21 protein-coding genes are annotated in these 20,630 nt (G+C 69.5%); 12 read left to right on the top strand and 9 right to left on the bottom strand.

From position 1 onward, the window contains the following. The first annotated feature begins 109 nt into the window (after positions 1-109). Positions 110-1,303: a BMP family lipoprotein gene (locus WDJ58_RS11665; RefSeq protein WP_380661599.1), complete on the top strand. Its 1,194-nt coding sequence runs from the start codon at positions 110-112 to the stop codon at positions 1,301-1,303. A gap of 310 nt (positions 1,304-1,613) precedes the next feature. Here the strand turns inward: WDJ58_RS11665 and WDJ58_RS11660 are convergent, their stop codons facing one another. Then, the gene (locus WDJ58_RS11660; protein ID WP_338913399.1) at positions 1,614-2,621 is read right to left on the bottom strand and encodes a cupredoxin domain-containing protein; all 1,008 of its coding nucleotides are present in this window, start codon (positions 2,619-2,621) and stop codon (positions 1,614-1,616) included. A 394-nt stretch (positions 2,622-3,015) separates the two neighbouring features. Here WDJ58_RS11660 and WDJ58_RS11655 point away from each other — a divergent pair, with 394 nt between their 5' ends. From WDJ58_RS11655 to cdd, 4 genes are all read left to right on the top strand, one after another. Further along, positions 3,016-4,623, top strand: a complete 1,608-nt coding sequence (locus WDJ58_RS11655) for an ABC transporter ATP-binding protein (RefSeq protein ID WP_338913398.1) — start codon at positions 3,016-3,018, stop codon at positions 4,621-4,623. Then, a complete protein-coding gene (locus tag WDJ58_RS11650; RefSeq protein ID WP_338913397.1) occupies positions 4,620-6,035 on the top strand; it encodes an ABC transporter permease in 1,416 nt (471 codons plus the stop codon). Before WDJ58_RS11655 ends, WDJ58_RS11650 begins: the two co-directional genes overlap by 4 nt. Then, the gene (locus WDJ58_RS11645) at positions 6,028-7,206 is read left to right on the top strand and encodes an ABC transporter permease (RefSeq protein ID WP_338913396.1); all 1,179 of its coding nucleotides are present in this window, start codon (positions 6,028-6,030) and stop codon (positions 7,204-7,206) included. Before WDJ58_RS11650 ends, WDJ58_RS11645 begins: the two co-directional genes overlap by 8 nt. Positions 7,207-7,586: 380 nt before the next feature. After that, the gene (gene cdd / locus WDJ58_RS11640; RefSeq protein ID WP_338913395.1) at positions 7,587-8,003 is read left to right on the top strand and encodes a cytidine deaminase; all 417 of its coding nucleotides are present in this window, start codon (positions 7,587-7,589) and stop codon (positions 8,001-8,003) included. An 88-nt stretch (positions 8,004-8,091) separates the two neighbouring features. Here cdd and WDJ58_RS11635 read toward each other — a convergent pair whose 3' ends face one another. After that, entirely contained in the window at positions 8,092-8,484 is a 393-nt protein-coding gene (locus tag WDJ58_RS11635) for a VOC family protein (protein ID WP_338913393.1), read from the bottom strand. Positions 8,485-8,567: 83 nt separating this feature from the next. Between WDJ58_RS11635 and WDJ58_RS11630 the strand changes: the two genes are divergently transcribed. After that, entirely contained in the window at positions 8,568-9,386 is an 819-nt protein-coding gene (locus tag WDJ58_RS11630) for a nucleoside phosphorylase (protein WP_338913392.1), read from the top strand. Between the two features lie 96 nt (positions 9,387-9,482). Here the strand turns inward: WDJ58_RS11630 and WDJ58_RS11625 are convergent, their stop codons facing one another. From WDJ58_RS11625 to hisD, 4 genes are all read right to left on the bottom strand, one after another. Beyond that, positions 9,483-9,794, bottom strand: a complete 312-nt coding sequence (locus WDJ58_RS11625; RefSeq protein WP_338913391.1) for an Hsp20/alpha crystallin family protein — start codon at positions 9,792-9,794, stop codon at positions 9,483-9,485. A gap of 86 nt (positions 9,795-9,880) precedes the next feature. Further along, complete coding sequence (locus WDJ58_RS11620; protein WP_338913390.1) at positions 9,881-10,261, bottom strand: universal stress protein; 381 nt, start codon at positions 10,259-10,261, stop codon at positions 9,881-9,883. Positions 10,262-10,480: 219 nt separating this feature from the next. Continuing rightward, positions 10,481-11,260, bottom strand: a complete 780-nt coding sequence (locus WDJ58_RS11615; protein ID WP_338913389.1) for an enoyl-CoA hydratase/isomerase family protein — start codon at positions 11,258-11,260, stop codon at positions 10,481-10,483. Positions 11,261-11,457: 197 nt separating this feature from the next. Continuing rightward, complete coding sequence (gene hisD / locus WDJ58_RS11610) at positions 11,458-12,741, bottom strand: histidinol dehydrogenase (protein WP_338913388.1); 1,284 nt, start codon at positions 12,739-12,741, stop codon at positions 11,458-11,460. A 176-nt stretch (positions 12,742-12,917) separates the two neighbouring features. On the opposite strand from hisD, the gene WDJ58_RS11605 reads away from it, so the two are divergent. From WDJ58_RS11605 to WDJ58_RS11590, 4 genes are read left to right on the top strand one after another with little or no spacing between them, the layout of a single operon-like run. Continuing rightward, positions 12,918-14,018: a metal ABC transporter substrate-binding protein gene (locus tag WDJ58_RS11605; RefSeq protein WP_338913387.1), complete on the top strand. Its 1,101-nt coding sequence runs from the start codon at positions 12,918-12,920 to the stop codon at positions 14,016-14,018. Next, positions 14,000-14,824, top strand: a complete 825-nt coding sequence (locus WDJ58_RS11600) for a metal ABC transporter ATP-binding protein (protein WP_380660740.1) — start codon at positions 14,000-14,002, stop codon at positions 14,822-14,824. The genes WDJ58_RS11605 and WDJ58_RS11600 overlap by 19 nt, the downstream gene beginning before the upstream one ends. A gap of 38 nt (positions 14,825-14,862) precedes the next feature. Continuing rightward, positions 14,863-15,900 carry a metal ABC transporter permease gene (locus WDJ58_RS11595; RefSeq protein WP_380661597.1) on the top strand — a complete coding sequence of 346 codons (1,038 nt, stop codon included), beginning with the start codon at positions 14,863-14,865 and terminating at the stop codon, positions 15,898-15,900. Positions 15,901-15,959: 59 nt separating this feature from the next. Beyond that, the gene (locus tag WDJ58_RS11590; RefSeq protein ID WP_338913386.1) at positions 15,960-16,652 is read left to right on the top strand and encodes a metal-dependent transcriptional regulator; all 693 of its coding nucleotides are present in this window, start codon (positions 15,960-15,962) and stop codon (positions 16,650-16,652) included. Positions 16,653-16,656: 4 nt separating this feature from the next. Here WDJ58_RS11590 and WDJ58_RS11585 read toward each other — a convergent pair whose 3' ends face one another. Beyond that, on the bottom strand, positions 16,657-17,025 hold the full coding sequence (locus WDJ58_RS11585; RefSeq protein WP_338913385.1) for a VOC family protein: 369 nt from the start codon (positions 17,023-17,025) through the stop codon (positions 16,657-16,659). Positions 17,026-17,121: 96 nt separating this feature from the next. On the opposite strand from WDJ58_RS11585, the gene WDJ58_RS11580 reads away from it, so the two are divergent. Further along, positions 17,122-17,583: a hypothetical protein gene (locus WDJ58_RS11580; protein ID WP_338913384.1), complete on the top strand. Its 462-nt coding sequence runs from the start codon at positions 17,122-17,124 to the stop codon at positions 17,581-17,583. Between the two features lie 148 nt (positions 17,584-17,731). Here WDJ58_RS11580 and WDJ58_RS11575 read toward each other — a convergent pair whose 3' ends face one another. Together WDJ58_RS11575 and asd are read right to left on the bottom strand one after the other, a co-directional pair. Beyond that, positions 17,732-18,298 (bottom strand): hypothetical protein, encoded by a 567-nt coding sequence (locus tag WDJ58_RS11575; RefSeq protein WP_338913383.1) that lies wholly within the window; start codon positions 18,296-18,298, stop codon positions 17,732-17,734. A gap of 243 nt (positions 18,299-18,541) precedes the next feature. Then, complete coding sequence (gene asd, locus WDJ58_RS11570; protein ID WP_338913382.1) at positions 18,542-19,573, bottom strand: aspartate-semialdehyde dehydrogenase; 1,032 nt, start codon at positions 19,571-19,573, stop codon at positions 18,542-18,544. A gap of 302 nt (positions 19,574-19,875) precedes the next feature. Between asd and WDJ58_RS11565 the strand changes: the two genes are divergently transcribed. Beyond that, complete coding sequence (locus tag WDJ58_RS11565) at positions 19,876-20,625, top strand: spondin domain-containing protein (RefSeq protein ID WP_338913381.1); 750 nt, start codon at positions 19,876-19,878, stop codon at positions 20,623-20,625. Positions 20,626-20,630 lie beyond the last annotated feature (5 nt).

Here is a 20,630-nt window from a genome sequence, read left to right as displayed (position 1 = left end):
CGACGGAGGCGACTCCGCCGATCGAGGGACCGGGATCGATCTCCCGAAACCAGTCACTGATTCGTAGCGTTTAACCCGCGTTCGCCGCTCTACCAGGACGACCATGCAGATGAACAGGCGGAAGTTCCTCACCGGTGTGGGGACCGCGAGCGGGATCGCCCTCGCGGGCTGTACCGGTGGACCGACGGAGAGTGGCGGGGACGGGGGCGACGGCGGCTCGACCCCGACGTCGACGCCGGAGTCGACCGAGGCGGAGGCTACGCCCACGGAGTCGGGCGAGGGGATGGGTAACGAGACGGAGACCGACGCCGAGACGGCCACGTCGACGTCCTCCGATCCCATCAACGTCGGGATGGTGTACGCGACCGGGGGCCTCGGCGACGGATCGTTCAACGACCAGGCCCAGCAGGGTATCCAGCAGGCCGAGTCCGATCTCGACATCTCCTACAACGACGCTCAGCCGGGGTCGGTCTCGGAGTTCTCGAACTTCCAGCAGCAGTTCGCCAGCTCCACGGACCCGACCTACGAGCTGATCTGCTGTATCGGCTTCCTCCAGGAGTCGGCGCTGTCCGAGACCGCCCCCGACTTCCCGGACCAGCGGTTCATGATCGTCGACAGCGCCGTCGACGCCGAGAACGTCGCCTCCTACGTCTTCGCCGAGGAGGAAGGGTCGTACCTCGTCGGACAGCTCGCCGGCATGCTGACGACGCGGGAGTTCTCGGCCGGCGCGGGGTCGACGACGCCGGACTCCACGAGCGTCGGCTTCGTCGGCGGGGTCGAGTCGCCACTGATCCAGAAGTTCCAGGCCGGCTACGAGGCCGGCGTGGCGGCCGCGAACGGGGACGTCGAGGTCCAGACCTCCTACGTGGGCGACTTCAACGCCCCCACCGCCGGCCGGGAGGCCGCCCTCGCCATGTACAACTCCGGGGCCGACGTCGTCTACCACGCGGCCGGCAACACCGGGACGGGCGTCTTCCAGGCCGCACAGGAGCAGGGGAAGTTCGCCATCGGCGTCGACCGCGACCAGTCGATCACGAAGGAGTCGTTCGCCGACGTCATCCTCGCCTCGATGGTCAAGCGGGTCGACACCGCGGTGTACAGCTCAGTCGAGGCCGTCGTCAACGACAGCTTCGACGGCGGGTCGACCACCGCACTCGGCCTCGACGACGAGGGTATCAGCGTCGCCTACGGCCAGCAGCTCGGCTCGGAGATCCCGAGCGAGGTCACGGACGCCATCGCCGAGTCCAGGCAGTCGATCATCGACGGCGACACCTCCGTCCCGACCGATCCCAGCAACGTCTGAGCGGCGCCCGGTCCCTGCCCGCTCGCGGGGACGGTCGGAGCACGATCCGGTCGAGGCACGACGACCGGTCCGTCCTCACCGGTGTCGGCCAGCTCTTCCCGCCGATCAGGTCTCCCCGGCTTGCGTACGGGACGCTGAACGGGATACCACCGTCGTCACGGTCCCCTGCCGGCGGACGTAGACCGGTCCCGTGGGACGAGGCGACCACCGTCCGCTCGGCTCTCCCGCTGTGGAGTCGGGTGGGAACGCCGGAGACGACCGGGAAGACGGCTCCGCCGGTGGACGGAGCCACCACCCCGGTCGTCACGGTTCACTCGCAGTCGATCTCCGCACGGACGGTTCCGAGTCGGGTGTCCGACTCGCGGTCGAAGGCCGCGAGGACGGCCGTGCCGCTTTCGACGCCGTCGCGGGTGTAGGACTCGCCGGGATCGAGCATCGGCCGGCCACCGACCGCGTCGACGCCCTCGTGGTCGATGTCACGAAGCTGGACCCGGCGTCCGGAGACGTTCGTGATCGTGACACGCGCGGGGTTCGAGACGTCACAGTCGACCTCGACGTCCAGCATCGTCCGGATGTCCCCGACGACGTCCGACCGGGACACCGGACCGTTCTCGACGATGTTACGCACCGACATCGCGCCCGTATCGAATATCTCCGCCGACGTCGGGAGCATCCACTCGCTCACGCCGGGAATCCCCTCGATCTCGCTGCGGTGGAGCGGGGGACGGCCCTCCTGGCCGAATTCGCCGTCGTACGCCGCGGAATCGGGATCGCCGACGACGATGCGCATCACCATGCCGAAGATCTCGTGAGGGGCGCAGTAGATGTCGTAGGTGCCCGGGTGGTCGAACTGGAAGAGCCAGAACCCGCCGATGCTGATCACCGGCGAGGAGAACGGCTCCTCGGCGTCCGGGACGCGCTGCTGTCGGCCGTGGCCGCGGTGGAACGCGGTCACCGTGTGGTCCGGCGTCGGGCAGTCGAAACGGACGATATCCCCGACGTCGATGTGGAGACCCATCGGATCGAAGTGGAACTGGATCGGCGGCTGGCCGATGTGGAGCCCGACCGTGTGGTCCGGACGGAGTTCCGGCGGGAGGTTCTCGTCCTCGGGCGAGGTGTACCCGTAGTACGGATCGATCCCAGGCGGGTGGGACCCGTCGTGCTCCGCGCCGGCGGCGGTCCCGGCACCGAGCGTCAGTGCGGACCCGACGCCCAGTACCTTCATGACGGACCGGCGGTCGAGTCCGTGGTTACGCAGTAGTTCGAGCAGTTCGGTGTCGCTGAGGTCCAGATCCTCGACGTTCGTCTGTTCGGTCATCTTGATCCGAGTTCGTAGCTGTCCGGCAGTCGTTCGGCGGGCGATCGGCGTTCGGAACGCGGGTGTCCTCACTTCCCGTCTCCACCTCCATGTTGACAGCAATGAATAATCAGGTGGATAATAAGTTTTTCCCACATATTATAATGACGTATATCCACCCGGCACCGGTCGCGCCACCACGGGATCGATCCGGTGGACACCCCCACCCGGAGTGAGCCCGGGCGATCCAGCGAGCCGTCGCCGGTGGTCGGCCGAGAGGGAGCCGCTCGTTCGTCGGCTCCGCGGGACGGCGCTCCCCGCGGGGAGACCGCGTTCAGGACCCCGACCGGACTTAGGGGTGGCCGAGACGCGCCGAAACAGGGCGTTTAAGCGCCCGCCCGACCAGCGCCCGGTAATGACGAGGGCCGTCCACCTCGACGGGATAACCAAGCGGTTCCCCGGGGTCGTGGCGAACGACGACGTTGACCTGGCGGTCGAGCGCGGGACGGTCCACGCGCTCCTGGGGGAGAACGGGGCGGGGAAGACCACGCTGATGAACGTTCTGTACGGGCTGTACGAGCCGACGAGCGGCCGCGTCGTCGTCGACGGCGAGGAGCGGGCGTTCGACTCCCCCGGCGACGCCATCGACGCCGGCGTCGGCATGATCCACCAGCACTTCATGCTCGTCGACCCGATGACGGTCACAGAGAACATCACGCTGGGCAACGAGCCCCGCAAGTGGGGCGGCCTGGCCGTCGACCGCGAGCGGGCCCGCCGGGAGGTGGTCGACCTCTCCGAGCGGTACGGGTTCGACGTCGACCCCGACGCCCGGATCGAGGACGTCTCGGTGGGCGTTCAGCAGCGCGTCGAGATACTGAAGGCCCTCTACAGGGGCGCGGACCTGCTCGTCCTCGACGAACCCACTGCGGTGCTGACGCCACAGGAGGTCGAGGACCTCTTCGAGGTGTTCGAGGAGCTCACCGCGAGCGGGAAGACGATCATCTTCATCACCCACAAGCTCGGCGAGGCGATGCACGCCGCCGACGAGATCACGGTCCTCAGGGACGGGAAGAACGTCGGGACGGTCGACGCCGACGGGACGTCCCGGGAGGAGCTCGCGCGGATGATGGTCGGCCGGGAGGTCCTGCTGGAGGTGGAGAAACGACCGGGCGAGGCCGGCGAGTCGGTCCTCGAGGTCGAGGACGTCTCGGTGCGGGACGAGCGCGGGGTGAGGGCCGTCGACGGCGTCTCGTTCGACGTCCGCGCCGGCGAGGTGTTCGGCATCGCGGGCGTCGACGGCAACGGCCAGAGCGAACTCGTCGAGGCGATAACCGGGATGCGCCGGCCGGAATCCGGCCGAGTCCGGTTCGACGGCGAGGACGTCACGGGGTGGTCGCGCCGTCGACGCATCGACGCCGGGATGGCCTACGTCCCGGAGGACCGCCAGGAGCGCGGGCTGGTGATGCCGTTCGACCTCGTCGAGAACGGGGTGCTCGGAAGCCAGCACGCCGCCCCGTTCGCCCGATCCGGCCGGCTCGACTGGAGGGAGGCGAGAGCGCACGCCGAGTCGGTCATCGAGGAGTACGACGTCCGACCGCCGGACGCCGGGGCGACGGCACGATCGCTCTCTGGCGGCAACCAGCAGAAGTTCGTCGTCGGCCGGGAGTTCGCCCGCGACCCCGAACTGCTCGTCGCCACCCACCCGACGCGGGGGGTCGACATCGGCTCGACGGAGTTCATCCGCGAGCGGATGCTCGACCTCCGCTCGTCGGGAGTGGGCGTGCTCCTCGTCTCCTCGAAGCTCGAGGAGGTCCAGGGGCTCTCGGATCGCTTGGCCGTGATGCACGACGGCGATCTGGTCGCGGTGGTCGACCCCGAGACGGTCACGGAGGAGGAGCTCGGCCTGCTGATGGCCGGGGAGTACCCCGCGGAGTTCGACCCCGAGACGGCCCCGGAGCCGCCGGATCCGGCGTCCGTCGCGGCGCGCCGGGGCGAGGCCGCGACGGACGGTGAGGGTCGATGAGCGACGGTCCCGGAGCGTCGGGCGACGGTGACGGTGACGATACCCCACGACCCGGCGGGGGCACCGACTCGGCGCTCGACCGGGCGCGGGAGGCGCTCGACCGGCTAGCGCGGGCCTCGGCCACCGAGCGGTTCCTCCTCTCCGTCGCGGCGCTCGCCCTCTCCATCGCCGTCGGGACGGTGCTCGTCCTCGCGGCCGGCCGCATGACGACCTGCGGGACGGCGGCGTTCGTCCTCACCCATCCGACACCGTTCGGCCTCCCGCGGCTGTTCTCGATGGGATTCTGCTTCGATCCCGTGACGGTGTTCGACCGGCTGTTCTTCGGCGCGCTCGGCGACCCGTTCAAGCGGGGGTGGGGGCCGCTGACGCCGTTTCGTGGTGGAGCGCTGAACCCCTTCCGACAGGGGTACGAGCTCCTGAACCCACAGATGGCCGTCACGCTCCGGGAGACGACCATCCTCGTCTTCGCGGGGCTGGCCGTCGCCGTCGCCTTCCGAGCGGGTATCTTCAACATCGGCACGCAGGGCCAGCTCGTCCTCGGCGCGCTCGGGACCGGGCTCGCGGTGCTCTGGACGGCCCCCTACGTCCCCGCCGGTGTCGTCGGGACGGTCGTCCTGGTGACCCTCGGCCTGCTCGTCGGCGCGATAGTCGGCGGACTCTACGGGGCGATCCCGGGCGCGCTGAAGGCCTACGCGGAGGCCAACGAGGTGATCACCACCATCATGCTGAACTTCGTGGCGACCGGCGTCGCGTTCTTCCTCGTCTCGACCTACGTCCGCAACCCCGAATCGCAGGCCGTCGAGACGTCCCCGATCCCGGGGTACGCGACGATCCCACCCGTGCTGTTCGAGCCCCGCGACGACTTCTCGTTTCTTGCCCTCGGGCTCGGCGTCGTTCTCGTGTTCGGGCTCTACTACCTGCTCGAACAGACCTCGTTCGGGTACGACGTCCGGACCTCGGGTCTCCAGCCCGACGCGGCGGAGTACGGCGGCGTCGACGCGGAACGGACCGTCGTCTACAGCATGGCCCTCTCGGGGGCGCTCGCGGGCGTCGGCGGGGCGGTCTACGTGCTGATGGTGCTCGGAAAGTTCCAGACGGGCGTTCCCGCCTACGGCTTCGACGGGATCACCGTCTCCATCCTGGCGGGGAACAACCCCCTGGGGGTCGGGTTCGCCGCGTTCCTGTTCGGCACCCTCAAGTCGGGTTCGACGGTCGTCCAGTTCGCGACCGACGTCCCGCCACAGCTCGTTGGGGTCCTCCGGGGACTCATCATCCTGTTCGTCGCCATGCCGGAGTTCTTCCGGATGCTCGCGCGGGGGCTCCCGACCCCCGAGCCCGACGACCGGCGGGCGGTCGCCACGGACGGCGGCCACGTCGACGGCGGGGACGACGGGGGTGAAAGCGATGAGTGAGTCGACCCGCTCGATAGTCGACCGGGCCCGCGACGGGCTCGAAGCGCGGATCGACGATCTCTCCGGACGGCAGACCGCGGGACTGGTCGCCGGGGTCGTCGTCCTGGTGGGGTTCGTCGCCGCCGGGCTCGCCAGGCCGGACTCGCTGGCCGGCGAACTGCTCGACATCGCGACCAGCGAGTCGGCGTTCGGTGCCGCCCTCCGGCTCTCGGTGCCCATCGCGCTCGCGGCCATCGGCGGCATCTTCGCCGAGAAGAGCGGCGTCATCAACATCGGCCTCGAGGGCCACCTGATCATCGCCGCGTTCGTCGCCATCTGGGTGACGGACGTCGCCAGCGGGCCGCCGTTCGAACTCGGCGGACTGAGCATCCTCGTCGGGTTCGTCGCGGGCGTGTTCGCCAGTACGCTCCTCGCGCTCGTGTTCGCCGTCGTCTGCATCGAGTTCCGCGCCGACCAGATCATCGCGGGACTCGCGGTGTGGCTCATCGCGCTCGGTCTCGCGCCGTTCGCCTCGCAGATCGTCTACGGCGGGCCGAACACCCGGAGCGTGGGCACGGTCCCGACGCCCCCCGAGATGCTGGGGTTCCTCCCGACCGCCGACCAGATCCCGGCGTCGTTCGGGGTGCCGGTGGTGGGGCCGCTCCTCGGGTTCGTCCTCGACGTCCTGCTCACGGCCTCGCTGTCGGTCTACCTGATGATCGCCATGGTCGCCCTCTCGTGGTATCTCCTCTACCGGACGGCGTTCGGCCGGTGGGTACGGGCGAGCGGGGAGAACCCGAGCGCGCTCGACACCGCGGGCGTGAACGTCTCGCGGGTGCGCTACGCCGCGGTCCTCCTCTCGGGGGTGTTCGCGGGGATGGGCGGGTCCGCGCTCTCGCTCGGCCTCGGGCAGTTCACCGGCAACGGCCCCACGATGGTCAACGGCAAGGGGTTCATCGCCATCGTCGCCTACCTGTTCGGCAACTACAACCCCGTCGGGGCGTTCCTCTCGACGTTCCTGTTCGCGGGGCTCGACGCCCTCCAGCTCACGCTCCAGACACGCGGGACGGGCGTCCCGAACTCGCTCGTCCGCATCGTCCCGTTCGTGACGGTCATAATCGTGCTGGCGCTCGTCGGTCGGACCCGTATCCCCGAGGCCGCGGGCGAGCATTACGAGTCCGGCGAGGAGTAGGCGTGGTGTTCGGTCGGGGTGTCGGGTGGGACTGAAAGGGGCCGCGGTCCCGGCGAAGTACGGTGCCGCAAGCACCGCGGGCGACCGCAGGGAACCGAGGAGCACAGCGTGTACCGCACGAGTCGAGACCGCGGGGGCTTTCGAGCTGTTACCAGCAGTTCCCGAGGACAGCAGTCAGACCCTCTCGAAAGCCCCCGCCTGCTACGCACCCACGGCTCGCTGCGGCCCTTGACCTCGCTCCGCTCGGTCTGCGGTCCTTACTTCACCGGGGTTCACGTAGCAGGCGGCCCCTTTCAGTCCCACCCGACATCCCGCTTCGGTGAGCGACTCCACCCGCACGACCGGCGCATCTATCCCGACGCGACACACACGAACCCGACATGGACCACGACCCCACGGAACTCGTCGCCGCGGCACGCGAGGCCCTCGAACGAGCGTACGTCCCCTACTCGGAGTACCGGGTGGGCGCGGCCCTGCTGACCGACGCCGGGAGCGTCTACACGGGCGCGAACATCGAGAACGCCAACTACTCGAACAGCCTCCACGCCGAGGAGGTCGCGATCTCGCGGGCGCTGATGGACGGCCACCGCGCGTTCGGGGCGGTCGCCGTCTCCTCCGGGAAGCGGGACGGCGTCACCCCCTGCGGGATGTGCCGGCAGACCCTCGCGGAGTTCTGCGGGGAGGACCTCCCGGTCTACTGCGACGAGGGCGACGGCGAGGACAGCCCCGAGATCGTGACGTACACGCTCGGCGAACTCATCCCGGCGACCATCTCGCGGGAGACGCTCGGTCGGTAGCTATAGTAGCGTTTGGAAGTCTTTACGCACGGACGGGGGACCGTCCCCGTCCGGCGTGTGTCATCGGTTCCAAACGCTACTATACTGGCTACACCGGTTCGACGAACTCGAACGGGATACCCACGTGCCCGCCGGGGTCGACGAACGCCCGGCGGTAGGGGCCGAGCCCCTCCTCCGGCGGGTCGCCGAGAAGGGAGAAACCGGCGTCGGTCGTGCCGGCTATCGCCGTCTCCAGGTCCGGGACCTCGAAGGCGACGTGGGCCGCCGAGCGGGCGCGGATAGCGTCGAGAAGCGGGTCGGCGGGCGAGCCCCGCGACTCGCGGACGATCAGGTGGAACTCCGCGGAATCGGTCTCGAAAAACGCCACTCGCACGGGCCCGTCGGTGGTCTCCCGGAGTGAGAGCCCCAGGGTGTCGCGGTAGAACGCGACGCTGGCCTCGAAGTCGGCGTCGAGCAGCTGCCCGACGTGGTGGACGTCCATGATACCGGCGCGACCGGGGACGGCTTGTACCCGTGGCCCGGGCGGGACCCAGCACTTAGGGCGTGTGCCGTCCTGCGTGGCCCATGGACAGCGAGGACCCGAACGACGAGGTGCAGTACCACGTCGGCGTCGGACCGGACGACGTGGCGGGCCCAGTCTTGTTACCGGGCGACCCCGAGCGCGTCCCGAAGATCGCCGAGTCGTGGGATCGATCCCAGGAGGCCGCCAGCCACCGCGAGTTCCGGACGGTCACCGGCGAGTACGAGGGCGCGCCCCTGACGTGCACCTCGACGGGGATCGGCGCGCCGTCGGCGGCCATCGCCGTCGAGGAGCTCGCGCGGCTCGGCATCGGGACGTTCCTCCGGGTGGGATCCTGTGGCGTCATCCAGCCCGGCATCGACGTGGGCGACCTGGTGATCACCTCCGGGGCGGTCAGGCAGGAGGGAACCAGCGACGAGTACGTCCGCGAGGACTACCCCGCCGCGGCGGATCACGAGGTGGTGTCGGCGCTGATCGCGGCCGCCGAGGAGCTCGGTTACGACTACCACGTCGGGGTGACCTGCTCGACGGACTCGTTCTACGCCGGACAGGGGCGGACGGGGTACGGCGGGTTCGAGGCCGCCGGGGCCGAGGAGCGGCTCGACGCGCTCCGTGAGGCCGGCGTGACGAACCTCGAGATGGAGGCGGCGGCCATCCTCACGCTCGCGAACCTCTACGGTCTCCGCGGCGGGGCGGTCTGTACGGTGTACGCGAACCGGGTCACGGGCGAGTTCCGGACGGAAGGTGAGCGCCGGGCCGGTCGGTGTGCGAGCCTCGCGGCGAAGCTCCTCGACGAGATGGAGGCCGTCAAGGCGGAGGCCGGTGCCGACACCTGGCACGCGGGACTGTCGCTGTCGCGCTGACCGCTGGCCTCGCCGAACGCGGGTCGTCCGTGGGGCCAGTAGCCCGACGGATGCTGGATCTCCGGACCGTCGACGGAATCTGACGGGCCGGGGGCGCTATCCGGACTGGACCTCGATGCTGACACCCTCGGACCGTCTCTCGCCGACGATGGGGAGCGTCACCTCCAGAACGTCGTCGTCGAACCGCGCGGCGATACCCGAGGGGTCGATCTCCTTCGGGACCGAGAGCCGCCGGGAGACGACCCGTCGTCGCTCCCCCCGCGTGACCTCCGCGGCGACCGAGAGGTGCCCGTCGATCCAGTCGACGTCGACGTCCTCGGCGGCCGCCCCGGGGAGTTCGACGATGACGACGTAGCTGTCGCCCTCGCGGTAGAGTTCGACCTCGTGGTGTGGGGTGTGGCGCGTCATACGGGCGTGGATACGCCGGGGATCGAAAGGAGGGTGGCGCTCGACCCCAGCTACTGAGAACGGGACTCGCGACACCCCGATTCGACCTACTCCGGGGGCGTCCGGGGGACGACGAACACCGGCGCGTCGACCTTGTTCAGCACCGCCCGGGTTGTCGAGCCGATGGTCGAGAACCCCGGGGCGGCGTCCCGCTGTGGTCCCATGATGATCTCGTCGACGTCCTTCTCGCGGGCGAAGGCGACGATGACCTGATCGGGGTGGCCCCGTCGTCTGATGGTCCGGACCGAGGCGACCTCGGTGAGCCGGGTCTGGGCCTCCTCGAACTCCGAGGGGGTCGCCTCCGGGATCTCGGGTTCCTCTACCGTCAGGACGTACACCTCGTCGGTCGACTCGAGCCGCGGTTCGAGATAGTCACAGGCGGCGGTCGTCGTCGCGGCCGAGGCCGTCGCGACGAGGTACGTCGTCACGTAGTCGGGATCACATCAGTCGGGAAAAAGCGTTCCGGGCCTTCTCCGTGGAGAACGCGTCGATCAATCGTCCCGGGCTCGGTCCCGCGACCGAACCGGTGGCCTCCGTCCGAGCGGCCGCCACGGGAGTCGGTCGGCAGGCGATCCGACCGCGGTCCGGGGCGTGAGGTCGGGGACCGGGAACTGCCGTCCGTGGGGGAGGAGGACCGACGACAGCGCTCACTCGCCCCGGAAGTCGGGCGATCCCTCGTCGAAGAACGCCTCGACTCCCCGTCGGTAGTCGTCGGTCCCCGTGAGCCCGGCGATGGTGGCGGCCTCGGTCGCCATCTGCTCGTCGAGCTGACGGTCGAACGACTGGCGGAGCAGCGCCTTCGTGGCGGCGTGTGCGCGCGTCGGCCCCTCCGCGAGGCGGACGGCCTCCTCGGCGAGCCGATCCTCGAACCCCTCGTCGGGGACGGCCTCGGTCGCCAGTCCCATCTCGGCGGCCTCCTCGGCACCGACGGGCTCGTCGCGGAACGCGATCTCCTGTGCCCGCCGGAGGCCCACCAGCCGGGGGAGGAAGTACGACGATCCGCCGTCCGCGGAGAGACCGATGCGGGGGTAGGCGAACTCGAACCGGGCGGACTCGGCGACGAGGACGACGTCGCCACAGAGCGAGAGGCCGATCCCGCCGCCCGCGGTGACGCCGTTGACCCCACAGACGACCGGCTTCGGCGCGCGGTGGAGCTGGCTGACCGTCCCGTGGAGCTGGTGGGCCATCGACCGGATGAGCGCGGCGTCGCCCGCGTCGGCCGAGAGCGAACCGAGATCCGCGCCGGTGTTGAACGTCCCGCCCGAGCCCGTGAGGACGATACACCGGACGGTCTCGTCCTCGACGAGTTCGATGGCCGCCTCGTGGAGCTGTTCGCTCATCGCCGGGTCGATCGAGTTGTTCGACTCCGGGCGGTCCATCGTGATCCGGCCGACGGCGTCGGTCCGCGTCACGCTGACGTGTTCCATGTACGGCGGAACCTGTGTCGGCCCGAGCCAAGAACGTACCGGGGACGGCTACGATCCACCCCGAACGGTCGGTTCCGTCGTCGCTGTAACTGACCGCTCGCGGGAACCGGGTCGGCCCGGTCGTCCTCCCGTCGACCGGGCGACCCACACGTGGATGGTCCCCCCGCTCACGTCGCAGTTATGTCTGCACTCGCGGGCTACTCCTCGTCGCGCTCGGCGAACCGCGCGTCGACGCTCGCGGCGTGGGCCTCGAACCCCTCGGCCTCCGCGAGCGTCGTGACCGTCTCCCGGATGTCCGCGAGCGCGTCCCGGTCGAGCCGCTGGACGGTCGTCGAGCGGAGGAACGTCTCGACGGAGAGCCCGCCGAAGGTGCGCGCGCCGCCGCCGGTCGGGAGGACGTGGTTCGTCCCGGCGGCGTAGTCGCCGGCCGCGACGGGCGAGTACGGCCCCAGGAAGACGCTACCGGCGGAGTCGATCCTGTCGAGCAGCGCCTCGTCGTCTTCCGCCTGGATGGAGAGGTGTTCTGCGGCGTACTCCTCGGCGAACAGCACCGCCTCCGGCATCGATCGGGCGAGGAACACGCCGGAGGCGTCGCCCCCGAGCGCCTCCCGGATGACGTCGGCGCGCTCGCGGGCCTCGACCTGTCGCTCGACGGCCTCACAGACGGCCCCGGCGAGGGTCTCGTCGTCGGTGACCGCGACGACGGAGGCGTTCGGGTCGTGCTCGGCCTGGGCGAGCAGGTCGGCGGCCACGAGATCCGGCCTCGCGGTGTCGTCGGCGAGGACGAGCACCTCGCTCGGGCCGGCGAGGAAGTCGATCTCGACGTCGCCGCGGACCTCGGCCTTCGCCGCCGTCACCCACGCGTTGCCAGGCCCGACGACCTTCTGGACGGCGTTGACGGTCTCGGTGCCGTAGGCGAGCGCGGCGACGGCCTGCGCGCCGCCGGCCTGGTAGACGCGGTCCGCGCCGGCGTGGTGGATCGCGCCCAGCGTCACCGGGTTCAGTTCCGTCGCCGGGGGCGTACAGACCCCGACGTGGTCGACCCCCGCGACCCTCGCGGGGACGATGCCCATGATGGCACTGGAGGGGTACGCGGCACGACCCCCGGGGACGTAGACGCCGACGCGCTCTATCGGACGGAACCGCCGCCCGAGTTCGCGGCCGTCGAACGAGTCGCGCCAGTCCTCGGGCACCCCCCGCTCGTGGAACGCCCGGACGTTCTCGGTGGCGGTCTCGACGGCCTCGCGGATCTCGCCGTCGAGCGAATCCCACGCCCGCTCGGCCTCGTCGGTCACGTCGAGGTTCCCGACCTCGACGTCGTCGAGTTCACTCGCGAGCGCCCGGAGCGCGACGTCCCCCTCCTCGCGGACGCGGGCGACGATGTCGCGGGCGTCCTCGCGGGCGTCGTCGATGCCGGCGTCGCGCTCGAACAGGGCTGCCCGGTCGCCCGGCCCGAGGTCCGCGACGGCTCTCGGTTGCATACCCGGGGTTCGTCGGTCCGGGAGAAGACGGTTTCCATCGAACTGCCGGCGAACCCGGTCACCGACCGAGACCGCTCGCCAGGGGTGACTCGCCCTTCCGATCCACTCATCGCTCGAACCGGCGGCCGTGACGCGAAGCAAAACTTCTTATTAGAGGGAGTTAGAACAGAGATTAGATGAGTCTAAATCACGCTGGTGAGGACCGGATCCGGTCCGAAGTCCGGGGGCCGTCACGGCGTTCGGTGCTGGCCGGGATCGGCGGTGGGCTGTTCGCCGGGCTGGCCGGCTGTACGAGCCTGGGGAGTCCAGAGGCGACCGACGGCAGTGGAGGGAGCGACGGTGGCGGTGACGACGGGCCGGTCGCGGTGGCGTCGTTCTTTAGCTTCTACGACTTCGCCAGGAAGGTCGCCGAGGGGACGCCGCTGACGGTCCGGAACCTCGTCCCGACCGGGCTCCACGGTCACGGCTGGGAGCCGAACGCGAGCGTCACGCGGGACATCATCGAGGCGGACGCGTTCGTCCACGTCGGGGAGGACTTCCAGCCCTGGGCCGACCGCGCGATCCAGACGCTGAAGGACGACGACGTCGACACCCAGCTCATCAACGTCCGGGAGGGCGTCGAGCTGGTCGAGCTCGCGGCCAGTCTCGACCCCGAGGAGGAGGGGGTCGGCCAGGGCCGGGGGAAGGACCCGCACTTCTGGCTCGATCCCCGGCGCGCGAAGGTCGCCGTCGACAACATCACGGATGGGTTCGCCGAACTCCTCCCCGAGCACGAGGACGCCTTCCGCGAGAATGCCTCGGCGTACAAGGCGGACGTGCTGGACCGCATCGACCGGGACTACCGGGACATCTTCGACCGGGCCGAACGGAAGGTCGTCCAGCTAGCCGCCCACAATGCCTTCCAGTACATCGGGGTGCGCTACGGCGTCGAGATGCGTCCGCTAGTGGTGAACCTGGCCGCGAGCGGCGACGTCAAGCCCTCGGACATCACGGAGGCCAAGCGCGTCATCGACGAGAACGGTATCCGGTACATCGGGGCCGGCGTGTTCGAGACGCGCAAGCCCGCCGAGCAGCTGGTCGCCGAGACCGACGTCGAGGCGTACTTCCCGGTGACCCCCTACGCGGGTGTCCGCGAGGACTGGGTCGAGCAGGGCTGGGGCTACGAGGAGATCGCGTACAACATCAACATGCCCACCTTCGAGATCGTCCTCGGGAACAGGGCACCCGAGGAGGTCGGCGGGGACGGGTGGGCCGAGAGATGGAGGAACTTCGAATGACCGCGACCGGCCCCGGTGTCGCCGATCCGGACGCGGCGACCGGGGGGGACGGGGAGACGACCGACGCCGACCCGGTGATCGAACTGGCCGACGTCGACTTCGGCTACACGACCGCCCCGGTCGTCGAGGGCGTCTCCCTGCGCGTCGACCCCGGCGAGTACGTCGCGGTCGTGGGTCCGAACGGGTCGGGGAAGTCGACGCTCATGAAGCTGATGCTCGGGTTACTCCGGCCGGACAGCGGCGAGGCCCGGCTGTTCGGGGAACCGGCGGGCGCGTTCGACGAGGGGTCCAGACTGGGCTACGTCGCCCAGCACGCCAGCGCGGCCAAGGAGATGCCGATCACCGTCCGTGAGGTAGTGAAGATGGGGCGATTCCCCCACGTCGGGTTCGGCCGGCTCTCGGCGGCGGACTGGCGCATCGTCGACCGGGCGCTGGAGACCGTCGGCATGAGCGGGTTCGCCGACCGCCGGGTGACCCAGCTCTCCGGCGGGCAGCGCCAGCGGGCGTTCATCGCTCGGGCGCTCGCCGGCGAGGCCGACCTGCTCGTTCTCGACGAACCGACGGTCGGCGTCGACGTCGAGTCCGTCGAGGCGTTCTACGATCTCCTCGACGGCCTCAATCGCGAGGGGATCACCGTCCTCCTCATCGAGCACGACCTGGGCGCGGTGACCGAACACGCCGAGCGGGTCGTCTGCATGAACCGCGAGGTGTACTTCGACGGCCCCACCGACGAGTTCGTCGAGAGCGACGCGCTCGCCCGGGCATTCGGGGCGAACGCGCGGTTCCTCGCGGAGGTGCGGTCGTGACGCTCGACCTCGCGCTCCTCGTGGCCACCCTCGAAACCCTGCTCCCCGGTGCGGTGCTCCCGCTCCAGTCGGGGCTCGGTCCGGTCGGGACCGCCGGAGGGCTCGTCTACGACCTCCTGCTGGTCGTGCTCGACGGCTGGTACTGGCTGCTCACGCGGCTCTACTACCTGACCGGTCTCGAACTCATCAGCCCGGAGTTCCGGTTCATGCACCGGGCGCTGCTCGTGGGGCTCTGTATCGGCGTGATGGCCCCGCTCATCGGGACGTTCCTGGTCCACCGCCAGCTCTCGCTCATCGGCGACGCGCTCGCACACACCGCGTTCGCCGGCGTCGCCGTCGGGCTGTTCCTGAACGGCGTGCTCGAACTCGGCGTCTCGCCGTACCTCACCGCCGTGATCGTGGCGATGATCGCGGCGCTGCTCATCGAGCTCATCTCGGAGGCCACCGACGCCTACAACGACGTCTCGATGGCGATCGTCCTCTCGACGGGGTTCGCGCTCGGGACGGTCCTCATCAGCCTCAACGCCGGCGGGCTCGCCGTCGGCATCAACCAGTACCTGTTCGGCAACCTCTCGACGGTGTCGGCCGAGAACGCGGCCATCCTGCTGGTACTGTTCGCCGTCATCGTCGTCACGGTGGGGCTGACCCGGAACCAGCTGCTCTACGTCACCTTCGACGAGACGGCGGCGGCCGTCGCCGGGATCCCCGTCCAGTGGTACAACCGGGTCGTGGTGATGCTCACGGCGCTGGTGGTCGTCGGCGCGATGCAGATCATGGGCGTCATCCTCGTCGCCGCGATGCTGGTCGTCCCCGTGGCCGCCGCCTCGCAGATCTCCCGGAGCTTCGCGGGATCCCTGTGGACCTCCGTGGCGCTCGCCGAGATCGCGGTCGTCCTCGGCATCGGCATCTCCTACTACGGCGAGGCGACGGCCGGCGGCGTCATCGTCCTCGTCGCCGTCGCCGTCTACGCCGTCTGTGTCCTCGCCGGCAAGCTCGGGGACCACTACGGGACCGAGGGCCCGGCCCCGGAGGTCGGGGCCGTCGACGCGGACTCGCTCGAAGCGGGGTCGGACTGATGGCTCCCGTCGAGACACCCGAAGGCCTAACCCCACGGGGACGAAGAACTACGGCAGGAATGCTGAGCGCCGTCATGGAGGACTACATCAAGGCGATGTACGTCCTCGAGAGCGAGACGGGCGAGCGTGTCGCCACGTCGGCGCTCGCGGACTACCTCGACGTCACGCCGCCGACCGTCTCGAGCATGCTCAGCAAGCTCGACGAGCGCGGCCTCATCGACCGCGAGCAGTACAAGGGGGCCACGCTCACCGAGGAGGGCGAGCTCGTCGCCCTGGAGATACTCAGACACCACCGGCTGCTGGAGGCGTTCCTCACCGAACACCTCGACTACGACTGGGCGGACGTCCACGACGAGGCCGACCGGCTCGAACACCACATCAGCGACGAGCTCTCCGAGCGGATCGCCGATGCGCTCGACAACCCCGGCGTGGACCCCCACGGCGATCCCATCCCCGATGCGGAGCTCAGACTCCCCGAGGGCGAGGCCACGAGCCGGCTCGCCGACGCCAGGATCGGCGACCGGGTAGTCGTCAGGCGCATCCGTCACCAGGGCGACGAGGAGCTCCGCTACCTCGCCGACGCGGGCGTCAGGCCCGACGTCGAGATCGAGATCGTCGACGTCGCGCCGTTCGGGATGGTCACGGTCGACACCCCCGAGGGCGAGCAAAGCCTCCCCGAGGAGATCGCGGCGCTCATCGAGGTGGTCGACGCAGATCGGGAGGAGCCGCACGAACCGGATCGGGCGGCGTAACCGGTCAGTCCTCGAGGGGTTGAACCAGTTCGACGACGTGCCCGTCGGGGTCGCGGACGAACGCGGTCCGTGCACCCGCGGCGTCGTTGTCCGCCGGCTCCTGGACCACGCCGTGGTTCTCGATCTCCTCGAACGCCTCGTCGACGTCCTCGACCTTCACCGCGAGGTGGTCCCACAGGTCCCCCTCCTCGTCGGGCGTGACGCCCTCCGTCTCGGAGAGCTGTATCTCCATGCCGTTCGGATCGGCGACGTAGCGGTTCCGCGTGGCGTCGACCTCGAACCCCCAGGACTCCTCGAATCCCAGCTGGTCGGCGTACCACTCGACCGATCGCTCGGCGTCCGCGACGTTCAGGCAGGTGTGGAGTATCTCCATACCCCGCCGGGCGGCGCGGGCCCCCTTAACTCACGGGGTCTGCCAGGGGATACCGGACCGGAGGGGACTTGCCGGGCGGGTCCGAACCACGGGCAGATGGGACTGGACTGGCCGGCCGTCGGCGCGGGCGTCGCCTGGGGGGTGGGCTACCTCGCGCTCCTGTCGGTGCCCGTCTTCTCCGCGCTGCGGTGGGCCGCCGTCCCGCTTGTCCTCGCCTCGGGGCTGCTCGCGGGAGCGGCGGCGGGCGGGCTCGCCCGCCACGACGACGACGAGGCCGGGGGGAGACACGGGTTCACCGCCGGGCTCCTGACCGGTACCTGCTTCGCCGTGGGGTTCTGGGTGGCGCTCTCCACCCCCGGATTCTCCGTCGGGGTTTTCCACGGGTTCAACTACCTCCTCGCCACGAGCGCCGGGCGAGTGGGAGTGATCGCCACGCACGGCCCGCTCGTCGTCTCGGCGCTCGCCGTCCTCGGGGGCGCGACGGTCGCGGGGCTCGGCTACCTCGCCGGGCGCGAGGCACCCAGACGCGGGGCCGATGCGGGGTTCGTCGAGCCGTGACGGCAGGCGGGGCTGGAGCGGTGCCCTCGGCCTCGAAAGGCCCGGTGAACGGAGGGGAACCCCGTTTCTAAACGGGAGGTCTATGCAGCAGCTCTCGCCTCGGGGTCCACTCCCGGTTGGGTGAGCGACTGGTAGCCGGCAGCGAGACTCAACAACTGTTCGGACCGGGTAACGCCGTTCCCCACGAGAAGGCGGTCAGTCCGTCTTGGAAGGCCGGTGGAATCCGCACGACGGTGGTCTCGACGTAGTCCGGGTCCGTCTCCTCACATCCTCCCGGAGGTGGCGAGTGATCGTACTGTAACGCGACGGCAGACCGGCCCTCATCCAGCTTCAGGCGTGTGAGCCGGGATACGCTGCAGTCTCCGATCGGGGGCTCGAACTGATGGAGAAGCAGCGAGCGCGTGGAGAGGTCGGTGTTGTCGACGAACGCTTCTGCCGCATCGATTCCGACCGCGTCCGTCGAGTAGGCGAGTGCGTCTCGCTCGCTCTCCGACGCGACTATCCAGACCGTGTCCGTCCAGTCGCCCTCCCGTGGGGAGTGTACCGACGAGCGGATCGATGGCTTCCCGCCGGACCGTCGAACCGCCCGGAATTCGGGGTCCAGGACACAGCGCTCGTACGTCGGCTCCTGGGCGGTCGGACTCGGGGAGGGGGAGTCGCCGGGCACGGTGGCGGGACTCGAACAGCCGCTTGCCCCAGCGAGGAACGCCGTCACGACTCCGAGGACCTGTCGACGAGAGGGCGTGGGCACAAACAACCCATAGAGATGTCCGATTAAATATTCTCGACGATCGATCAGTCGCGTGCGACGAGACGGGTCGTAACGAGGACCCTGCTCTGTAGCCCCGGGAACGAGGGACCGCGGATAACCAGTACGTGCTCCGTATCCAGCGTTCCCGGCGATGTCGTTCCGCCCTCTCGGACGTCGAGAGGGGCGATTCGAGCGACGCGGAAGCGCTTACAGGTAGCCCTCGCGCAGCAGCAGTTCGCCGTTGAGCACCGACGCCCCCGCGGCACCGCGGAGCGTGTTGTGCGCGAGACAGTTGAACTGCAACCCGTGGGGGGTCTCCTGGAGGCCACCCGCCGAGACCGCCATCCCGTCGCCGCGCATCCGGTCGAGCCTCGGCTGTGGACGGTCGGGGTCCTCGAACACCTCGATCAGCGGGTCGGGCGAGGAGGGCAGGTCGGCCGACGGGAACGAGGCCATCGCCTCGGCGGCCGCGTCGGTCGTCACCTCTTCGCGGGTGTCGGCCCAGACGTTCTCGAGGTGGCCGTCGAGGGTCGCCACCCGGTTACAGGAGGCCGACACCTCGGCGTCGTGGAGCGCGACCGCCGCGCCGTCGAACTCCCCGAGGAGTTTCCTGGATTCGGTCTCCATCTTCTCCTCCTCGCCGCCGATGTGCGGGAGCGCGTTGTCGATGATCTGCATCGAGGTGACCCCCGAGTAGCCCGCCCCGGAGACGGCCTGGAGCGTCGAGACGGTCACCCGTTCGAGGCCGAACGAGTCGAGCGCGGCCAGCGGCGGGACCATCGTGATGGTCGAACAGTTCGGGTTCTTCAGGAGCGCGCCGTCCCACCCCCGCTCGTCGCGCTGGACCTCGATCAGGCCGACGTGGTCGGCGTTCACCTCGGGGATCACGAGGGGGACGTCCTCGGCCATCCGCGCGTTCGAGGAGTTAGAGGAGACGACGTAGCCCGCCTCGGCGAGATCGGGTTCGACGGCCGCCCCCACCGAGGAGGGGAGCGAGGAGAACAGCAGCGGGACGTCGTCCGGTATCGCCTCGGCGTCGGTCTCGACGACGGTCGCGTCCGCGACTGAGTCGGGGACCGGGACGTCGAGACCCCACTTGGCGGCCTCCCGGTATGACTTGCCGGCGGAGTCCGCGGAGGCCGTCAGTGCGGCGATCTCGAACTCCGGATGGGGGTCGAGTAGCTGTACGAGTCGCTGGCCGACGGCGCCGGTGGCGCCGAGGATGCCTACGCGTACCATTGGGGGACGTCCGGAGGGCGAAGAAAAGAGCGTGTCGCTCCTGGATGAGTTTGTACGAGCCACTCGACACACCCCAGCGGAACGGCCGATCACGCCGGCCACGGTCCGGTATCCACGACACCGGTATCGAGAGGTCGTTCGACGTCGCCCGGCCATCGAGACCTCGGGCAGAGTCCGACGGGGACGGACGGATCCGGCGTAGATTCTAGTATGAATTCGGTGAGATTTCCCACAATTGTTGATAAACCGATATATTCCGGTTCGATGAACCACGTTTCCGGGGAGTCACCCCCGAGAAAGACATGATGAAGACACCGAAATCGATGGGACCGTCGAGGCGGAACGTACTCAAGGGTGCCGCGGCTGGCGGATTACTGATCGGGACGAGCGGAATCGCCGCCGCCGGGGACCGCAAGGGCGACGCGACCTACGAGGTGACGATCGAGAACCTCACGTCCATGGGGCAGTGGTTCACGCCACCGATCATCGCGACTCACCGCCCGTCGACGGGGATGTTCACCGTCGGCGAACCGGCGAGCTTCGAGGTGAAGGAGATCGCCGAGAACGGGAACCTCGGACCCATGCAGGACGCGCTCGCTGCGGACAAGCACGTCGACGATGTCGTCACAGCGGTCTCCGGTTCCCCGCCACCGCTCGCACCTGGTAACAGCGTCACGGTCGAGATCTCGGGCGACCGTGGGCGGAAGTACCTCTCGTTCGTGAGCATGCTGATCTGCACGAACGACGGGTTCACCGGGGTCGACACACTCCGGCTCCCGAAGAAGGTACACGAGACGGTCGAGATGTACACGAACGCCTACGACGCCGGGACGGAGATCAACACCGAGGACTTCGCCGACATCGTACCACCGTGTCAGGGGCTAGTTGGGGTCACCTCCGAGGACGATGGGACGGGAATGAGTAACCCCGACCTCGCGGAGGACGGTGTTGTTCACCCCCACGCCGGAGTCGAGGGAGGCGATGACCTGCAACCGGCGGTCCACGACTGGGACGATCCGATCGGACACGTTACGATCACGAGGATCGCATAAATACG

It is taken from the genome of Salinirubellus litoreus (assembly GCF_037335815.1).
Classification (GTDB): domain Archaea; phylum Halobacteriota; class Halobacteria; order Halobacteriales; family Haloarculaceae; genus Salinirubellus; species Salinirubellus litoreus.
Note: the sequence above shows the minus strand (reverse complement) of the source record. Positions and strands in the feature narration are given on the sequence as shown.